13 protein-coding genes are annotated in these 15863 nt (G+C 58.8%); 6 read left to right on the top strand and 7 right to left on the bottom strand.

The annotated features are described in order from the left end of the window. Positions 1-176: 176 nt before the first annotated feature. Both ASD46_RS16045 and ASD46_RS16040 read left to right on the top strand, forming a co-directional pair. Positions 177-860 (top strand): response regulator transcription factor, encoded by a 684-nt coding sequence (locus tag ASD46_RS16045; RefSeq protein WP_003492637.1) that lies wholly within the window; start codon positions 177-179, stop codon positions 858-860. A 117-nt stretch (positions 861-977) separates the two neighbouring features. After that, positions 978-1433: a cyclic nucleotide-binding domain-containing protein gene (locus ASD46_RS16040; RefSeq protein ID WP_003516486.1), complete on the top strand. Its 456-nt coding sequence runs from the start codon at positions 978-980 to the stop codon at positions 1431-1433. Between the two features lie 18 nt (positions 1434-1451). Here the strand turns inward: ASD46_RS16040 and ASD46_RS16035 are convergent, their stop codons facing one another. From ASD46_RS16035 to tesB, 6 genes are all read right to left on the bottom strand, one after another. Further along, entirely contained in the window at positions 1452-2255 is an 804-nt protein-coding gene (locus ASD46_RS16035; RefSeq protein WP_025594640.1) for an exodeoxyribonuclease III, read from the bottom strand. 164 nt (positions 2256-2419) lie between these two features. Continuing rightward, positions 2420-3094, bottom strand: coding sequence for an outer membrane lipoprotein carrier protein LolA (locus ASD46_RS16030; protein ID WP_035198993.1), 675 nt, complete (start codon positions 3092-3094; stop codon positions 2420-2422). Between the two features lie 155 nt (positions 3095-3249). After that, positions 3250-5925 (bottom strand): DNA translocase FtsK, encoded by a 2676-nt coding sequence (locus tag ASD46_RS16025; RefSeq protein WP_019565992.1) that lies wholly within the window; start codon positions 5923-5925, stop codon positions 3250-3252. Positions 5926-6142: 217 nt separating this feature from the next. After that, a complete protein-coding gene (locus ASD46_RS16020; RefSeq protein WP_003516494.1) occupies positions 6143-7492 on the bottom strand; it encodes an ammonium transporter in 1350 nt (449 codons plus the stop codon). A gap of 28 nt (positions 7493-7520) precedes the next feature. Beyond that, complete coding sequence (locus ASD46_RS16015; protein ID WP_019565993.1) at positions 7521-7871, bottom strand: P-II family nitrogen regulator; 351 nt, start codon at positions 7869-7871, stop codon at positions 7521-7523. A gap of 211 nt (positions 7872-8082) precedes the next feature. Then, positions 8083-8967 carry an acyl-CoA thioesterase II gene (gene tesB / locus ASD46_RS16010; protein WP_003516499.1) on the bottom strand — a complete coding sequence of 295 codons (885 nt, stop codon included), beginning with the start codon at positions 8965-8967 and terminating at the stop codon, positions 8083-8085. Between tesB and ASD46_RS16005 the strand changes: the two genes are divergently transcribed. From ASD46_RS16005 to fdxA, 4 genes are all read left to right on the top strand, one after another. Then, positions 8916-10268: a ubiquinone biosynthesis hydroxylase gene (locus ASD46_RS16005; RefSeq protein WP_410118127.1), complete on the top strand. Its 1353-nt coding sequence runs from the start codon at positions 8916-8918 to the stop codon at positions 10266-10268. The genes tesB and ASD46_RS16005 overlap by 52 nt on opposite strands. Before the next feature lie 461 nt (positions 10269-10729). Next, positions 10730-13816 carry a helicase-related protein gene (locus ASD46_RS16000; protein ID WP_025594635.1) on the top strand — a complete coding sequence of 1029 codons (3087 nt, stop codon included), beginning with the start codon at positions 10730-10732 and terminating at the stop codon, positions 13814-13816. 3 nt (positions 13817-13819) lie between these two features. Next, positions 13820-14236, top strand: coding sequence for an RNA-binding S4 domain-containing protein (locus tag ASD46_RS15995; protein ID WP_025594634.1), 417 nt, complete (start codon positions 13820-13822; stop codon positions 14234-14236). 158 nt (positions 14237-14394) lie between these two features. Next, positions 14395-14733: a ferredoxin FdxA gene (gene fdxA, locus ASD46_RS15990; RefSeq protein ID WP_003516508.1), complete on the top strand. Its 339-nt coding sequence runs from the start codon at positions 14395-14397 to the stop codon at positions 14731-14733. Between the two features lie 86 nt (positions 14734-14819). On the opposite strand, the gene holA is transcribed toward fdxA, so the two are convergent. Then, positions 14820-15857 carry a DNA polymerase III subunit delta gene (gene holA / locus ASD46_RS15985; RefSeq protein ID WP_003516510.1) on the bottom strand — a complete coding sequence of 346 codons (1038 nt, stop codon included), beginning with the start codon at positions 15855-15857 and terminating at the stop codon, positions 14820-14822. Positions 15858-15863 lie beyond the last annotated feature (6 nt).

The following is a 15863-nucleotide window of genomic DNA, read 5'->3' as shown; positions in this document are numbered from 1 at the left end:
GCAATGGGTTGACCTTTTATCGGCAAACCGCTGAATTGGCTGACAATTAGAGCGCCGTGCCTTATTTCGGAGGCACAATGGATGCTCTAACTCTTTTAAACTACGCATTGCGCTTTCCGAAAATCAACGGCGATTTTTGGGCCGATGCGCTAAAGTAAGAAAGGCTGAGAATCCGAATGACGGCTCGCACTATCCTTTTGGTGGACGACGACGACGATCTTCGGGAGACGCTGACTGAGCAACTATCTCCCTATGAGGAATTCTCGCTTCTGAGCGGCGCAAACGCTGCGCAGGCGATGCAGACCGCAAAGACTGCCCAGGTCGATCTTCTGATCATGGATGTCGGTCTTCCTGACATGGATGGCCGCGAGGCGGTGAAGCTGCTGCGCAAGGGTGGCTTCAAGGCACCGATCATCATGCTGACCGGGCACGATACCGATTCCGACACTATTCTCGGTCTCGAAGCGGGCGCCAATGATTATGTGACGAAGCCATTCCGCTTCGCCGTCCTTCTGGCCCGCATCCGGGCGCAGCTGCGTCAATACGAGCAGAGCGAGGACGCGGTTTTCACCGTTGGCCCCTATCAGTTCAAACCCAGCCAGAAGCTGCTGACGACGGAAGACGGCAAAAAAATCCGGCTGACGGAAAAGGAAGCGGCGATCATCCGTTATCTGTACCGAGCCGGGAGCGCCGTCGTCACCCGCGACGTCTTGCTGGAAGAGGTCTGGGGTTATAATTCCGGAGTGACGACGCATACGCTCGAAACGCATGTGTATCGTCTGCGCCAGAAGATCGAGCGAGACCCCTCCAATGCCGAAATTCTGGTGACCGAGAACGGCGGATACAAGATCGTTCCCTGAACGAACGCCCTTTCTGCGTTCGAAAGGACGCAGAATATTCTGACATCTTGTATTTTGAAGGCCGATATCCGAAAACCGCTATAGTGGTGCAGGCGGTTTTCTGGAGTAGCAATCGACATGGCCTTGACGGATGACATCATGCTTCTGGGGCAAGTGCCGTTGTTTGCGGGCTTCAGCGACGATCAGTTGCGGCTGATCGCCTTCGGCGCGGAACGCCGCCGCGTGGCGGCCGGTCAGACTTTGTTCCGGGAACATTCCCCGGCCGAGTGCGCCTTTGCGGTGACGTCAGGCCATTTCGAGCTATTTACGGCCGGGCGGGATGGAAAACCCGCGTTGCAGGCGACACCGGGCAAGGGGGCGCTGCTTTCGGAGCTGGCGCTTTTCACGCTCTGTGAGAGGAAGTTCACCGCCATTGCCGCGGAGGATTCCGAGGTCATCCGGATAACGCGCATTCTCTTTCACCGGCTGGTGGAGGAGTTTCCCGAGGTTGCCGATATCGTGTCGGCACGCATTCGCGATAATATCGCCGCACTCGCTGCGGGCGCGGCCCGTTTGCAGAACCGCTTCTCCTGATTTTAAAGAGCCAGCGCTTCAGAAACGGAAATGGGCCGTAACCGGAACGTGGTCGGATGGCCGGTTCCAGCCGCGTGCTTCGCGCAAGATATCGATCTTTTCAAGCGAGGGGCCGAGATCCTGCGACGACCAGATATGGTCGAGACGGCGGCCACGGTCTGCGGCTTCCCAATCCTTGGCGCGGTAGCTCCACCAGGTATAAATCTTTTCACTATCAGGCACGTTCAACCGCATCAGGTCGAGCCAGTTGCCCTTCTTCATGATATCGAGCATGCCGTCGGTTTCCACCGGTGTATGGCTAACGATCTTCAGCAGTTGCTTGTGCGACCAGACGTCATTTTCAAGCGGCGCGATGTTGAGATCGCCCACGAGAATGGACGAGGTGCCGGGCACACCGTCGGCGCGAAGCGCCTTCATCTCTTCGATGAAATCCAGCTTGTGGCCGAATTTCGGGTTTATCGACCGGTCGGGTTCGTCACCGCCAGCCGGAACATAAAAATTATGCAGCCGTATGCGGCGCCATCCAACCTGAAAAATCGCGGAAATGTGTCGTGCATCGCCTATGCCGCAATAGTCCTGACGGTGATCTTCTGTCAGCGGAATTTTCGAAGCGATTGCCACACCGTGATAGCCCTTCTGGCCATGGATGATGACGTGCTCGTAACCGAGCGCCTTCAGCGGCTTCATCGGAAACTCGCCATTCGGGCATTTCGTTTCCTGCAGGCAGAGAATGTCGGGTTTGTAACGCACCAGAAACTGCTCCACGATCGGCATTCTGAGCCTGACCGAGTTGATGTTCCAGGTGGTTATCGAAAACGACATGCATGTGCTCCGCTTCTATAGCCTCGAAGCCGATTGTTTCGAGACATGTTTCCGGGGCGCAGGCTTATAACATCGCGATGAAAACGGGAATGCATTTTAGCGGCAAAATAAAAAAGGCGACCGCAGGGCCGCCTTTTGAACTGTCGCCGTGGAGCGCCCCGGCCTTAGCCGCGTTTGCGGACTTCTTCGTAGTTGATGTTGAAAACGCGTTCGTCGAGGTTAACGCCCGTCTGCACGTTGAAGATCATGACAGTCGTGTCCTTGTTCTGGGCATCGGTCGTCGTCCATTGCCTCAGATCGAAGGTTTTCGGGTCAAACATCAGGGTAATGGTGGAATCGCCGAACACGCTCTTGTCACCCAGTACGATGGTGGTCAGGTCCGACTCTTCCTTCACGTTCCGGACCTTCTGGTTGCTCAGATCGATCTTGTCGGACAAAAGCAGGCTGAGCGGGGTCTTTGACAATGGATACAAATCCCATGTCTTCAGCTTCATGTTGCCGATGACGACATTCTTGCCGTCGGAGATGACCCGCATGGGCGAGGGGTCTTCGTAATTGAATCGAAGCTTGCCGGGCCGTTCGATGTAAAATTTGCCGCCGGTCTGTTCACCGCGCGGGCCAAACTGGACAAACTCTCCCATCATGGTTTTGACCGACGAGAAGTGATTGGCAATTTTCTGCGCGGTCGCGCTGTTACCGGCAGCCTGAGCGAATGCGTTGAGCGGCGACAGGCCGGCCATGACCGCAGCCATGGAAAACGCCGTCAGCAAGCCACGTCGCGTCACGCCGTTCTCTGGTGTGTTTGCGGTGGCAATCTCGCCGGTAGTGAGGTCGTTCATTCTGTTCTCCTTCATCGCAGCGATTTTCCGCATAAAGGCGGCGGCTTCATGACGTTGAAAGCGTGTATTAACGCTTCTTCGCCCCGCTTGGTTGCCGTCTTCGCCTCACGCATGTCGTTATCCCGAAACCACTACAGCCTTTTGGGCGACGTGCATTACCGCTCGATGATGTCTGCTTCCGTTGGTACGAGTATTTCACGTTTTCCGGCATGATTGGCGGGGCCAATGATGCCTTCCTGCTCCATGCGTTCGATCAACGAGGCGGCGCGGTTGTAGCCGATGCCGAGACGCCGCTGGACGTAGGAAGTTGAGGCCTTGCCGTCCCTCAGCACGACAGCCACGGCCTGATCATAGGGGTCTTCCGAATCGGAGAAATTGCCGGCGCCGGCCGGGCCGCCGCCATTGCCTTCCTCATCGTCTTCCTCGGTGATCGCTTCCAGATATTCCGGCGTGCCTTGCGTCTTGAGATAGGCGACGATCTCTTCCACTTCATTGTCGGAGACGAAGGGACCGTGCACGCGCTGGATGCGGCCGCCACCGGCCATATAGAGCATGTCACCCATGCCGAGCAGCTGTTCGGCGCCCTGTTCGCCCAGAATGGTGCGGCTGTCGATTTTCGACGTTACCTGGAAGGAGATGCGGGTCGGGAAGTTCGCCTTGATGGTTCCGGTGATGACATCGACGGACGGACGCTGAGTTGCCATGATGACATGGATACCGGCGGCACGCGCCATCTGAGCGAGGCGCTGTACGGCACCTTCGATATCCTTACCTGCCACCATCATAAGATCCGCCATTTCGTCGATAATGACGACGATATAGGGCAGGGGCTTCAGGTCGAATTCTTCCGTCTCGTACATTGCCTCGCCGGTCTGGCGGTCGAAGCCGGTCTGCACCGTGCGGGTGAGGATTTCGCCCTTGTCGATCGCCTGCTGCACACGGCTGTTGAAGCCATCGATGTTGCGCACACCGATCTTCGACATCTTCTTGTAGCGCTCCTCCATCTCGCGCACCGTCCACTTCAGCGCCACGACGGCTTTTTTCGGATCGGTAACGACGGGGGAGAGCAGATGCGGAATACCGTCATAGATCGATAGTTCGAGCATTTTCGGGTCGATCATGATCAGGCGGCATTGCTCCGGCGACATGCGGTAAAGCAGCGACAGGATCATGGTGTTGATGGCGACAGACTTGCCCGAACCCGTGGTACCGGCAACGAGAAGATGCGGCATCTTGGCAAGATCGGCGATGACGGGTTCGCCGCCTATGGTCTTGCCGAGCGCCATGGCGAGCTTGGCCTTGCTGTTTTCAAAGTCGCGGCTGCCGACCAGTTCACGCAGGAACACGGTTTCACGCGTCTGGTTCGGAAGCTCGATGCCAATGGCGTTGCGGCCAGGCACGACGGCAACGCGCGCGGCGATCGCGCTCATGGAGCGGGCTATGTCATCGGCAAGGCCAATGACGCGCGAGGATTTGATGCCGGGTGCTGGTTCCAGTTCGTAGAGCGTGACGACCGGGCCGGGGCGGACGTGAATGATTTCACCCTTGACGCCAAAATCCTCGAGAACCCCTTCCAGAAGGCGGGCATTCTGCTCCAGCACTTCCTCGTTCAGCGTATGGTCGCGAACGACGTTCTTGGGTTCCGCCAGAAGATGCACGGTGGGCAGCTGGAAACCGTCTGCGGCAATAAAGGAGGCCTGCGCTTCCCTTGCCACGCGCTCGCTGGGCTTCGGGCGTGCGGAAGGGGCGGTTATTCTGGGTTGGCCGCGCCCAGGTGCCTGTCTTGCCACGAACTTCGGGTCGTTCTCGTCCAGGCTGTGGTCGTCCGAGAGAATGCCGTTGGGCAACCGCCGACCGTCTGCGTCCAACGACGGTTCGTCGTCCCCGTCCGCATCATGATCGGGCGCGATGGAGGGAGGCGACATCTGGCGACGGGATGCGGCGCGTTCTTCGAAAGACGGTTCCGCGCGCTGGTCGAGGCGGTTGATCGCCGTCTTGAGGCGGGAGGGTTCGTTCAGCGTGCCGAATTCATATTCGTTGAAATCGTAAGGGTGTTCGAATTCGCCGTGCAGGGATTTCGACTTCAGGCCGAACAGGCGGCGAAGGCGGGCCTGCGAGATGTACCAGTAATGTGCGATTGCGCCGAAGGCGAGAATATTGGCGAAGAAGCCTTCGCCCTCGTCATCGTCTTCTTCCTCTACCTGACGGGTGGCACGGGCCTTGTTTGCGACCGGCGCGCGTTCTTCCTGTTCCAGGTCATCTTCCGGGCGTCCCACGAGACCGGCGGCAAACAGCATCATCAAGGCGGCGGGAGCAGCGAATATAGCGCCCAGCACCGTCGCAATCGTGCCGGTGGGGTAAGCGCCGATGAAGAGAGCAGGGAAGCGCAGGATCATATCGCCGATGACGCCACCGATGCCGTTCGGCAGCGGCCATGTCACGGGCGCGGGAAAACAGCCGAGCGAGGCGGCGCAGACGATGGCGCCGGCGATCCAGGCGACGAGGCGGGCGGGTATCCGGTTGAACTTGCGACCGGCGATCAGGGCGATCGCCCAGGCAATCACCGGCAAAAGCGCGATGATTGCGGAAAGGCCGAGGAACTGCATCACGATATCGGCGAAGATTGCGCCGCCGTAACCGAGAAGATTGGTGGGTTGGTTGCCTGTTGCATAGGACAGGCTGGGGTCCGCCACGTTCCATGTGGCAAGTGCGGTAATCCCCAGCGCAATCGTGGCAAGCAACGCAAAACCGGCAAGAGCCATGACCTGCCGCACGAAAAACGCCGTCAGCACGAAACGCGTGTGACGACCGTCGAATGTCGGAGAATTCATTCTGCCCATGTCCCTGAACCCGTAGTTTTTGTGGTTTCGGCAAGATCCGGCAGTTGACCAGATCCCGGATTGACAGGGAAAACTAACAGCTTGCTGGTTAATGTCGTGTTAACCATGCGGTTTTTTAAAAGCCGCTTCCGGATTTGCGGCAAAGAAAAGGCCCGCCGAAGCGGGCCTTCTTTTGGGAGAGGGGATGGAGAACCCCTTTTCCCGGATATCAGGAGTGGTAGGCGGCTTCGCCGTGGGTCGCAAGGTCGAGACCTTCGCGTTCCGCTTCGACCGGAACCCGCAGACCAACGATCACGTCGACGATCTTGTAGAGGATTGCCGAGACGACTGCGCACCATACGATGGTGATGGCGACGGCAACGAACTGCGTCCAGAGCTGCGAGGAGATGGAGAAGTCCGCCTTACCAGTGCCGCCAAGCAGCGGCGACGTGAAGATGCCGGTGCCGAGGGCGCCGATAATGCCGCCGATGCCGTGGACACCGAAGACGTCAGCTGTGTCGTCGTAGCCGAACTTGTTCTTCACAACCGAGACGAAGAAGTAGCAGATCGGCGAGACGATGAGGCCGAGAACGATAGCGCCCATGGGTCCGACGGAACCGGCCGCAGGCGTTACGGCGACGAGGCCGGCGATCATGCCCGAAGCTGCGCCCAGCATGGAAGCCTTGCCGCGGGTGAAGCTTTCAACCAGCGACCAGGAAACGATGGCTGCTGCAGTGGCGAGGAAGGTGTTCATGGTTGCAAGAACCGCACCGCCAGATGCTTCGAGGTTGGAGCCGGCGTTGAAGCCGAACCAGCCGAACCACAGCATGGCTGCGCCAACCAGCGTCAGCGTCATGGAGTGCGGGGCCATCATGTCCTTGCCGAAGCCGGTACGCTTGCCGACCATGATCGCGCCGATCAGACCGGCGATACCGGCATTGATGTGAACGACCGTGCCGCCGGCGAAGTCGAGAGCGCCCATGCCGAAGATCAGGCCGTTCGCGTCCCAGACCATGTGAGCGATCGGGAAGTAGACGAAGGTGGCCCACAGGATGGTGAACAGGATGACTGCCGAGAACTTCACGCGTTCCGCGAATGCACCGATGATCAGCGCGGGCGTGATGGCCGCAAAGGTCATCTGGAAGGCGATGAAGGTGTATTCGTAGATCACGACGCCCTGGGAGAAGGTTGCCGAGGTGCTGTCAAGCGAAACGCCGGACAGGAACAGCTTGCCGAAACCGCCGAAATACGGGCCGGTGCCGCCGCCGAAGGCGAAGGAGTAACCGTAGATTACCCAGACGAGCATCATGACCGCGCCGATGACCGTGCACTGCATGAGAACGGAGAGCATGTTCTTTGTGCGCACGAGGCCGCCATAAAACAGGGCGAGACCCGGAATGATCATGAAAAGCACGAGGATCGTCGCGACATACATGAATGCGGTATCGGCTTTTTCCGGAACGGGGGCCGCCGCTGCTACTGCCGGCGCGGCATCCTGCGCAAAGGCGATTGCCGGGGCCATCAGGGCTGCCACACCGGCACCCAGTTTGCCGAGCGTTGAAAACTTGTTGAGTTGCATAGCTAGAAAACTCCCTGTCAGCCGTGCTTCAAAGCGCTTCTGTGTTGGTTTCGCCGGTACGGATGCGCACGGCCTGTTCGATAGAGTAGACGAAGATCTTGCCGTCACCGATCTGCCCGGTTTTTGCAGCCGACGCGATTGCCTCGACAGCCTTGTCGACGACGTCTGATGCAACCGCGATCTCGATCTTCAGTTTGGGAAGAAAGCTCACCGCATATTCCGTGCCGCGATAAATCTCGGTATGTCCCTTCTGGCGTCCGTAACCCTTTACCTCGGTCACGGTCAGGCCTTGGATGCCGACGCCGGTGAGCGCTTCGCGCACTTCATCCAGCTTGAACGGCTTGATAATGGCCATCACAATTTTCATCTGGTTTCCCATCCTTTGTTTGTCCTCGGCACGGAGCCGACTCTCCTCGCGCTGGCAGATCAGTAACAGCGACTACGGACATACATTCAAGGGGCGTGCCAGTTTTGATGCGGCCTCTAAGTTATTGAAATATAAAAATTATATGACAGACGTCTGAAAAACGGGCATTGGGTGGCGCAATTTTCGTCTATTAAATGTGCGATTTTTTAAAAAAGCGCATTATTTAAGCATTTGCCCTTTTGCGGATCAAACCCTCCTGTGCGACGGAGGCGATCAGTTCACCCTGTCTGGTGAAAATATTGCCACGGGTCAAACCGCGTGCTCCCGAGGCGCTGGGGCTGTCCTGCGTGTAGAGCAGCCAGTCGTCCAGCCGGCAGGGACGGTGGAACCACATGGCGTGATCGAGGCTCGCCACCTGAATGGCCGGATCAAAGATCGTCGTTCCGTGGGCATAGAGCGACGTGTCGAGCAACGTCATATCCGAGAGATAAGCGAGAATGGCTGACTGGAAACGTGGATCGTCCGGCACATCGCCGACAGCGCGAACCCAGATATCCTGCTGCGGTTCCAGCTTTTCCTTCGAAATATAGTGGGTCAGCGAAACCGGCCGGATCTCTATCGGGCGCTTGTTGCTCCAGTATTTTCGGATCGAAGCGGGTGCGTTGGCGAGGAAGGCCGCCTGCATCTCATCTTCACTCATCAGCCTTTCGGGCGGCGTCACATCCGGCATTCTTATCTGATGATCGAAGCCGTCCTCGACGATCTGGAACGACGCCGACATGGAGAAGATCGCCTTGCCATGCTGGATGGCGACCACGCGCCGGGTGCAGAAGCTTGCACCGTCGCGAATGCGTTCCACCTGGTAGAGGATGGGCACCAGCGGGTCGCCGGGGCGCATGAAATAGGAATGCAGTGAATGAACGAAACGGTCGTCATCCACGGTTCGTTGAGCTGCGATCAATGCCTGCGCGATGACCTGGCCGCCGAAAACGCGCTGCCAGCCGATTTGCGGGCTTTCACCCCGAAACAGGTTTTCTTCCAGCTTCTCGAGATCGAGTGTGGAGATCAGATTGGCCATCGGATCTGACGTTTGCGAGGGATGCGACATTTTTTCGGCCTGCTCCGGCTGTAGGAAGACGTCACATGGTCTATAGTGCGCCGATGATGCGTGCACAAGATTTGAGGAGAAGCGCGATGCTGGACGTGGTGGTGGCAGGCGGCGGTTATGTCGGCCTTTCCGTTGCTGTCGCAATTAAGCAGGCAGCCGGACATCTTAATGTGCAGGTGGTTGAAGCCGCTCCCGAGGATGTCTGGAAGAAGGACGTCCGCGCCTCCGCCATTATCGCGGCGGCCACGCGTATGCTCGACGTTTTCGGCATATGGAACGAGATCGAGCCGGAGGCCCAGCCGATCCACAAGATGATCGTCACCGATTCGAAGACCGCCGATCCGGTTCGCCCGGTGTTTTTGACATTTGACGGCGCGGTGGAGGAGGGCAGGCCCTTCGCTCATATGGTCCCGAATGTCGCGATGGTGGGTGCGCTGCGAGGCCTGTGTGAGCGCCTCGGCGTCGAAATCCGCCATGGTCTCAGTGTTTCCGGCTTTTCCGCCGGCCCGCAATCGACGGCTATTTCACTTTCCGACGGCTCGTCGCTTGAGGCGCGACTGCTCATAGCCTGCGATGGGGTCCGCTCGGCTTTGCGGGATATGGCAGGAATAAAAACCGTGCACTGGAATTACGATCAGTCCGGGATCGTCACCACCGTTGAACACGAGCGGCCGCATGAGGGCTGCGCGGAGGAACATTTTCTGCCGTCGGGGCCTTTCGCCGTGCTTCCCTTGAAAGGGAACCGCTCCTCGCTTGTCTGGACCGAACGTACGGCCGATGCCGACAGGCTGGTTGCTGCCGACGATCTGGTGTTCGAGGAGGAACTTGAACGCCGGTTCGGCCACAAGCTCGGTCCGGTCTGTCCCGTCGGTCCCCGTCGCGCCTTTCCACTGGGCTTGACGTTGGCGCGTTCCTTCGTCGCGCCACGTTTTGCACTTGCCGGCGATGCGGCGCATGGAATTCACCCGATTTCCGGTCAGGGCCTCAATCTCGGCTTCAAGGATGTTGCGGCACTGGCCGAAACCGTGGTCGAGGCCGACCGTCTCGGCATTGATATCGGCTCTCTCAACGTTCTCGACCGTTACCAGTCCTGGCGGCGTTTCGACACGTTGCGGATGGGCGTGACGACGGATGTGCTGAACCGGCTTTTCTCCAATGATGTCGGTCCCATTCGCGTCATGCGTGATTTCGGTCTGGGTGTGGTCGATCGTTTGCCGGGTCTGAAATCCTATTTCATCGGTCAGGCTGCCGGCACGACAGATGCGGGCGCGCCGCGCCTGCTTGCCGGCGAGGCGCTCTGATACTGCCGTTCCTGCCTGTGCCGGAGCGGCTTTCCAGCGATTGCCGCTTGACAGTCGATTCCGGTGTTTTCCGCCGGAAGCCGGTGCCGCAAAGCTGAATCCGGACAAGGACTTACCCGGATTCACAATCTGGTATAGGGCAGGCATCTGCCAACCAGATGTTGCGGAGAACAAAAGCTGAATCCATTGGAGTCAGCGATTCGTATTCGATTCGTTCGCAGACTGTTCCGTATCCGAATCAATTCCGGTTTCGCCGGATTCTTTTTAATATTTCAAGTATCTGAATCAAAAAGGAAAATTCCGGCGGGGAAGGACCTGTTACCACTTTGCGGACAAGGCCTATTGCCTTTGTCGGCGGGCGTTGCCATGTGTGTTGCGTGTGCGGCCCGTATCAGTGAATGGCGGGCGGTACAGCAAGCAGATGAAGTCGATTCACGGATAGTACGTTGAATTTTCGCCCCATGATCCTGAGCGGCCGCGGTGTCACGGCCGTTCTCGGCCCCACCAATACCGGCAAGACCCATTACGCCATCGAGCGCATGGTGGCACATGGCAACGGTGTCATCGGCCTTCCGCTGCGCCTTCTGGCGCGTGAGGTCTATACCCGTCTTGTCGAAAAGGTGGGCGCGCCGAATGTGGCGCTGATAACCGGCGAAGAAAAGATCGCCCCTCCTAAAGCCAAATATTCCGTCTGCACGGTGGAAGCCATGCCGCGCGAGACAACGGCCGCATTCGTCGCCATCGATGAAGTGCAGCTGGCCGGTGATCTGGAGCGCGGGCATATCTTTACCGACCGCGTGCTGCATCTGCGCGGGCGGGAGGAAACGCTGCTTCTGGGTGCGGGCACGATGCGCCCGATCCTCGAAAAGCTGCTGCCGGGAATTACCGTGGTCGAACGTCCGCGCCTGTCGCAGCTTTTTTATGCGGGCCAGAAGAAGATAACCCGCCTGCCGCAACGCACGGCAATCGTCGCCTTTTCGGCGGAAGAGGTCTATGCCATTGCCGAGCTGGTGCGTCGCCAGCGTGGTGGCGCAGCCGTTGTGATGGGCGCGCTTTCGCCGCGTACGCGCAACGCCCAGGTGGGGCTCTACCAGTCCGGCGACGTCGAATATCTCGTGGCGACTGATGCCATCGGCATGGGTCTCAACCTCGATGTCGATCATGTCGCCTTTGCGCAGGACCGCAAGTTCGACGGCTATCAGTTCCGCAATCTCAATCCGGGCGAGATCGGCCAGATCGCCGGCCGCGCCGGCCGCCATCTTCGCGATGGCACCTTTGGCGTGACGGGGCGCGTCGATCCATTTGACGACGAGTTGGTGGAGCGTATCGAAACCCATCAGTTCGACTCGGTGAAGGTGCTGCAATGGCGGACGAAAAATTTCGATTTTTCCTCCATCACCAATCTGCGTCTGAGCCTCGAAGCCGCCCCGGCGATCCAGGGACTGTCACGGGCCTTGCCGGCGATCGACCAGCAGGCGCTCGAATATCTGTCGCGCTACCCTGAAATCATCGACGTGGCGACGACGGAGGCGCGGGTGGAAAAACTCTGGGAGGCCTGCGCGCTTCCGGATTATCGCCGTATTGCGCCCGCTCAACATGCTGATCTGATCTCAACGCTCTATTTCGATCTGGTAAAACGTGGCACGGTGAATGAAGATTTCATGGGCGAACAGGTGCGCCGCGCCGATCGTACCGATGGAGAGATCGATACCTTGTCTGCAAGGATTGCGCAGATCAGAACATGGACTTATGTATCGAACCGCCCAGGATGGCTTGCCGATCCGACACACTGGCAAGAAAAGACGCGGGAAATCGAAGATCGATTGTCCGATGCTCTACATGAAAGGTTGACGAAACGCTTTGTTGATCGCAGGACATCTGTGCTCATGAGGCGCCTGAGAGAGAATGCGATGCTTGAAGCTGAAATCAGTGTAAATGGTGATGTCTTCGTAGAAGGACATCACGTCGGCCAGTTGGCCGGGTTCCGGTTCACGCCGGTGCCGGGAATGGAAGGGCCGGATCAGAAGGCCGTGCAGGCTGCTGCGCAGAAGGCGCTCGCGCTCGAATACGAGGCGCGTGCCGCGCGTCTGCACGCCAGCGGAAACGGTGATCTCGCTTTGAGCTCCGATGGTCTGGTTCGCTGGTTGGGCGAACCGGTGGCCCGCCTTTCGGCAGGCGACAATATCATGAAGCCGCGCGTGATCCTCTTTGCCGACGAGCAGTTGAGCGGCAATGCCCGCGATCATGCGCTGGCGCGCGTCGAACGTTTCGTCAATCATCAGATTGCGACCGTGCTGAAGCCGCTGGACGATATTTCGCGCGCCGAAGACCTTCAGGGTCTGGCGAAGGGGCTGGCGTTCCAGCTGGTCGAAAATCTCGGTGTCCTGTTCCGCCGTGACGTCACCGAAGACGTGAAGTCGCTGGATCAGGATGCGCGTGCCTCCATGCGCCGCTACGGCGTGCGTTTCGGCGCCTATCACGTCTTCCTGCCCGCGCTTCTCAAGCCCGCTCCGGCGGAGCTTGTCACGCTGCTCTGGGCGCTGAAGAACGATGGTCTCGGCAAGCCGGGTTACGGCGATCTCATTCCGGTGCTGGCCGCCGGTCGCACCTCTGTCGTGACGGACCCGACCTTCGAGCGGATGTTCTACAAGCTCGCCGGTTTCCGTTTCCTCGGAAAGCGCGCCGTGCGTATCGACATTCTCGAGCGTCTGGCCGATCTCATCCGTCCGCTGTTGCAGTGGAAGCCCGGTCAGCAGCCGCGTCCGGAAGGCGCTTATGACGGCCGCCGTTTCACGACGACGACCGCAATGCTTTCCATTCTCGGCGCAACGCTCGACGACATGGAAGAAATCCTCAAGGGTCTCGGTTATCGTGCCGATCAGGTAACGGCGGAAGAGGCGCAGGCCTTCCTCGCCAACCAGACCGGTGCTGCCGCTCCGGCCGCTTCTGAAGCGGTGACGGAAGACGAGAGCGCAGAGACCGAACACGAGGAACCGGCTTCGGAAGAGCAGGTTCCCGAGACGACGACTGTCGAAGCTGCTGAAGAAGCGCCGGTTGCGGAAGCTGTGGGCCAAGAGGCTGCTGTTAGCGAGGCTGCGCCGACGGAAAGCGCCGAGGCTGCCGAGCCGAAGCCTGTTCTTCTTTGGCGTCCGGGTGGTCGCAACGAAAACCAGCGTGGTGAAAACCGTCGTCCCGGCAATCGCGGTCAAGGCCGTGGCGAGGGTCGCGATCAGGCGCCACGCGAACAGGGTGAACGTCGTGGCGAAGGCCGTCGCGATAATCGTGACGGAGCAAATCGCGAGGCTGCCAATCGTGGCGGTGACGGCGAGCGCAAGCGTGATGGCGGACGTCCCGACCGTGGCAACAACCGCAATAATGATCGTCAGGATCGCGGGGAGCGCAAGGACAGGCCGGACCGCAATGACCGTGGCGGGAAACCGCAGGGTCAGCAGCGTTTCGAAGCCAAGCCGCCGCGTAAGGAAAAGCCGATCGATCCGGATTCGCCCTTCGCCAAGCTTGCTGCTCTCAAGGAGCAGCTGAAGAAGTAAGCTATGGGGAGCAACGAACAGCCACTCGAAAGCACGCGCCAGCGTCTGGACAAGTGGCTGTTCTTTGCCCGCATGGCCAAATCCCGTTCACTTGCCCAGAGCTACATTCAGTCGGGCAAGGTCAAGGTCAACGGTGTCTCCATTCGCCAGCCCAGCTATCTGGTAAAGGCTGGTGACAGGCTCGATATCGGTTTCGAGCGCATGGACAAGGTGCTTGTCGTCAAATCCGGGGGCGAGCGGCGCGGGCCCTATGAAGAGGCCAAACTTCTCTACGACGATCTGACGCCGCCGCGCGAGCCTTCCGACAGGCTGAGCCCGCTGGAGCAGGCGATACGTCAGCCGGGAAGCGGTCGCCCCACCAAAAAAGAGCGCAGGGCGCTCGACAGGTTCCTGTCGGACAGCGACGGAAACAAAGAATAGAATAAACCTTCAAGTCTTAGCGGTTTTTCAGAATTGTTTATCCTTGCTATCTGAAGGCAAAGGCATTACCTCACTTGCAAAATTGCGCTGTCTGAATTCCGGGCGACGGCTTGTGTTCCGAAGCCCACAGACCCGGCCTGCATATTCTGGAGTTCATCATGACATATGTCGTGACCGACAATTGCATCCGCTGCAAATACACCGATTGCGTTGAAGTCTGCCCTGTCGACTGCTTTTACGAGGGTGAAAATTTCCTCGCTATCAATCCTGACGAATGCATCGATTGTGGTGTGTGCGAACCGGAATGTCCTGCCGAAGCGATCAAGCCTGACACTGAGCCGGGTCTCGACAAGTGGCTGAAGCTGAATACGGAATATGCGGCGATCTGGCCGAATATCACCATCAAGCGCGACCCCTTGCCGGAAGCCAAGGAAATGGATGGCGTGACAGGCAAGCTCGAGCTTTATTTCTCTGCCGAGCCGGGTAAGGGCGACTGAGTTCTCAACGACTGGTGTCCTTGGTATCATGATTTTAAAAGCCCTCGCAGCGTCAGCGTGAGGGCTTTTTGCCGATCTTCAGCGAGTTATCCGCCGCGGCCTGATTGCAATGTGGTCGATAGCAGGGTCAAAAGCGCCACGCTGTCTTCCAGGCTTTGGCGCTGGCGGCTTTGCAATATGGCCGCTTGCAGGCGGTTCATCTCACGGGCGATCGCCGCTGGCTGCCAGGTTCGCAACGCCCTTTCGATAACCGGTTTCCTGCGAAAATGGATGTGGCGTCCAAGCGTTTGCATGACCTGCCCGGCCTGCTGCTTTTTCTCATCCATTTCGGCGCGCATCTGATCCAGCAACTGAAATTGCTTGAGGCATCCCTGAAGCACGAGAAAGATCGGCGTCTTCGACGAGACGATCTTCTGGGTCGCGTGGAAAAAGGCGTTTCTGTCGCCCTTCAGGATGGCATCGACGGCGTCGTCAGCCGAAACCGTGCTGGCATCGCCGATGATTGCCAGCACATCATCTTCCTCGATCACCTCTGCGCCACGGCAATAGAGCGCAAGCTTGCGGATCTCGTTGCGCGAGGCAATCCGGTCGCCGCCCAACTGCTCGATCAGCCTCTGCCGTGCGGCAGGGGCAATGCGCAGATTGTCGGCAGACAGTTCCTGATCGATCAACGCATTCAACGAACGGGCGTCATCCGCATAACACGGGATTGCTGCGATAGAGCGAGCGGGTTCTGCGATCTTGCGCAGGCCCGTGCCTTTTTTAATGTCGCCGGCCTCGATGATGAGGAAGCTGGCTTCGGGCGGCGTCTCAGCCAGAATCTGGAGAGCATCCACCAGCGCCTTTTCAGCCGAGGCACTTTTGATCCAGACGAGTTTTTCGCCGCCGAAAAGGCCGATGGCGTTCACTTCGTCGAGAAGGCGGCCGGGATCGCCCTGCAGGTCGGATGCGCTCAGCTTCAACGATGCAAATGCGTCATCCGGGTCAATGCCGGTCTTTTTGGCGATGAGGTTGGCTCGCTCCGACACGAGGCCGCGATCCGGGCCGTAGAGCACGAAAACGCGAAAGCGCTCCGCCGGATTTTCGGCGAAGCGCTCAAATTCATGCGATTTTATCTCTGCCACGGCCGC

It is taken from the genome of Rhizobium sp. Root491, from assembly GCF_001427205.1.
Lineage (GTDB): Bacteria > Pseudomonadota > Alphaproteobacteria > Rhizobiales > Rhizobiaceae > Agrobacterium > Agrobacterium tumefaciens.
This window is presented reverse-complemented; position numbering and strand designations above follow the sequence as displayed.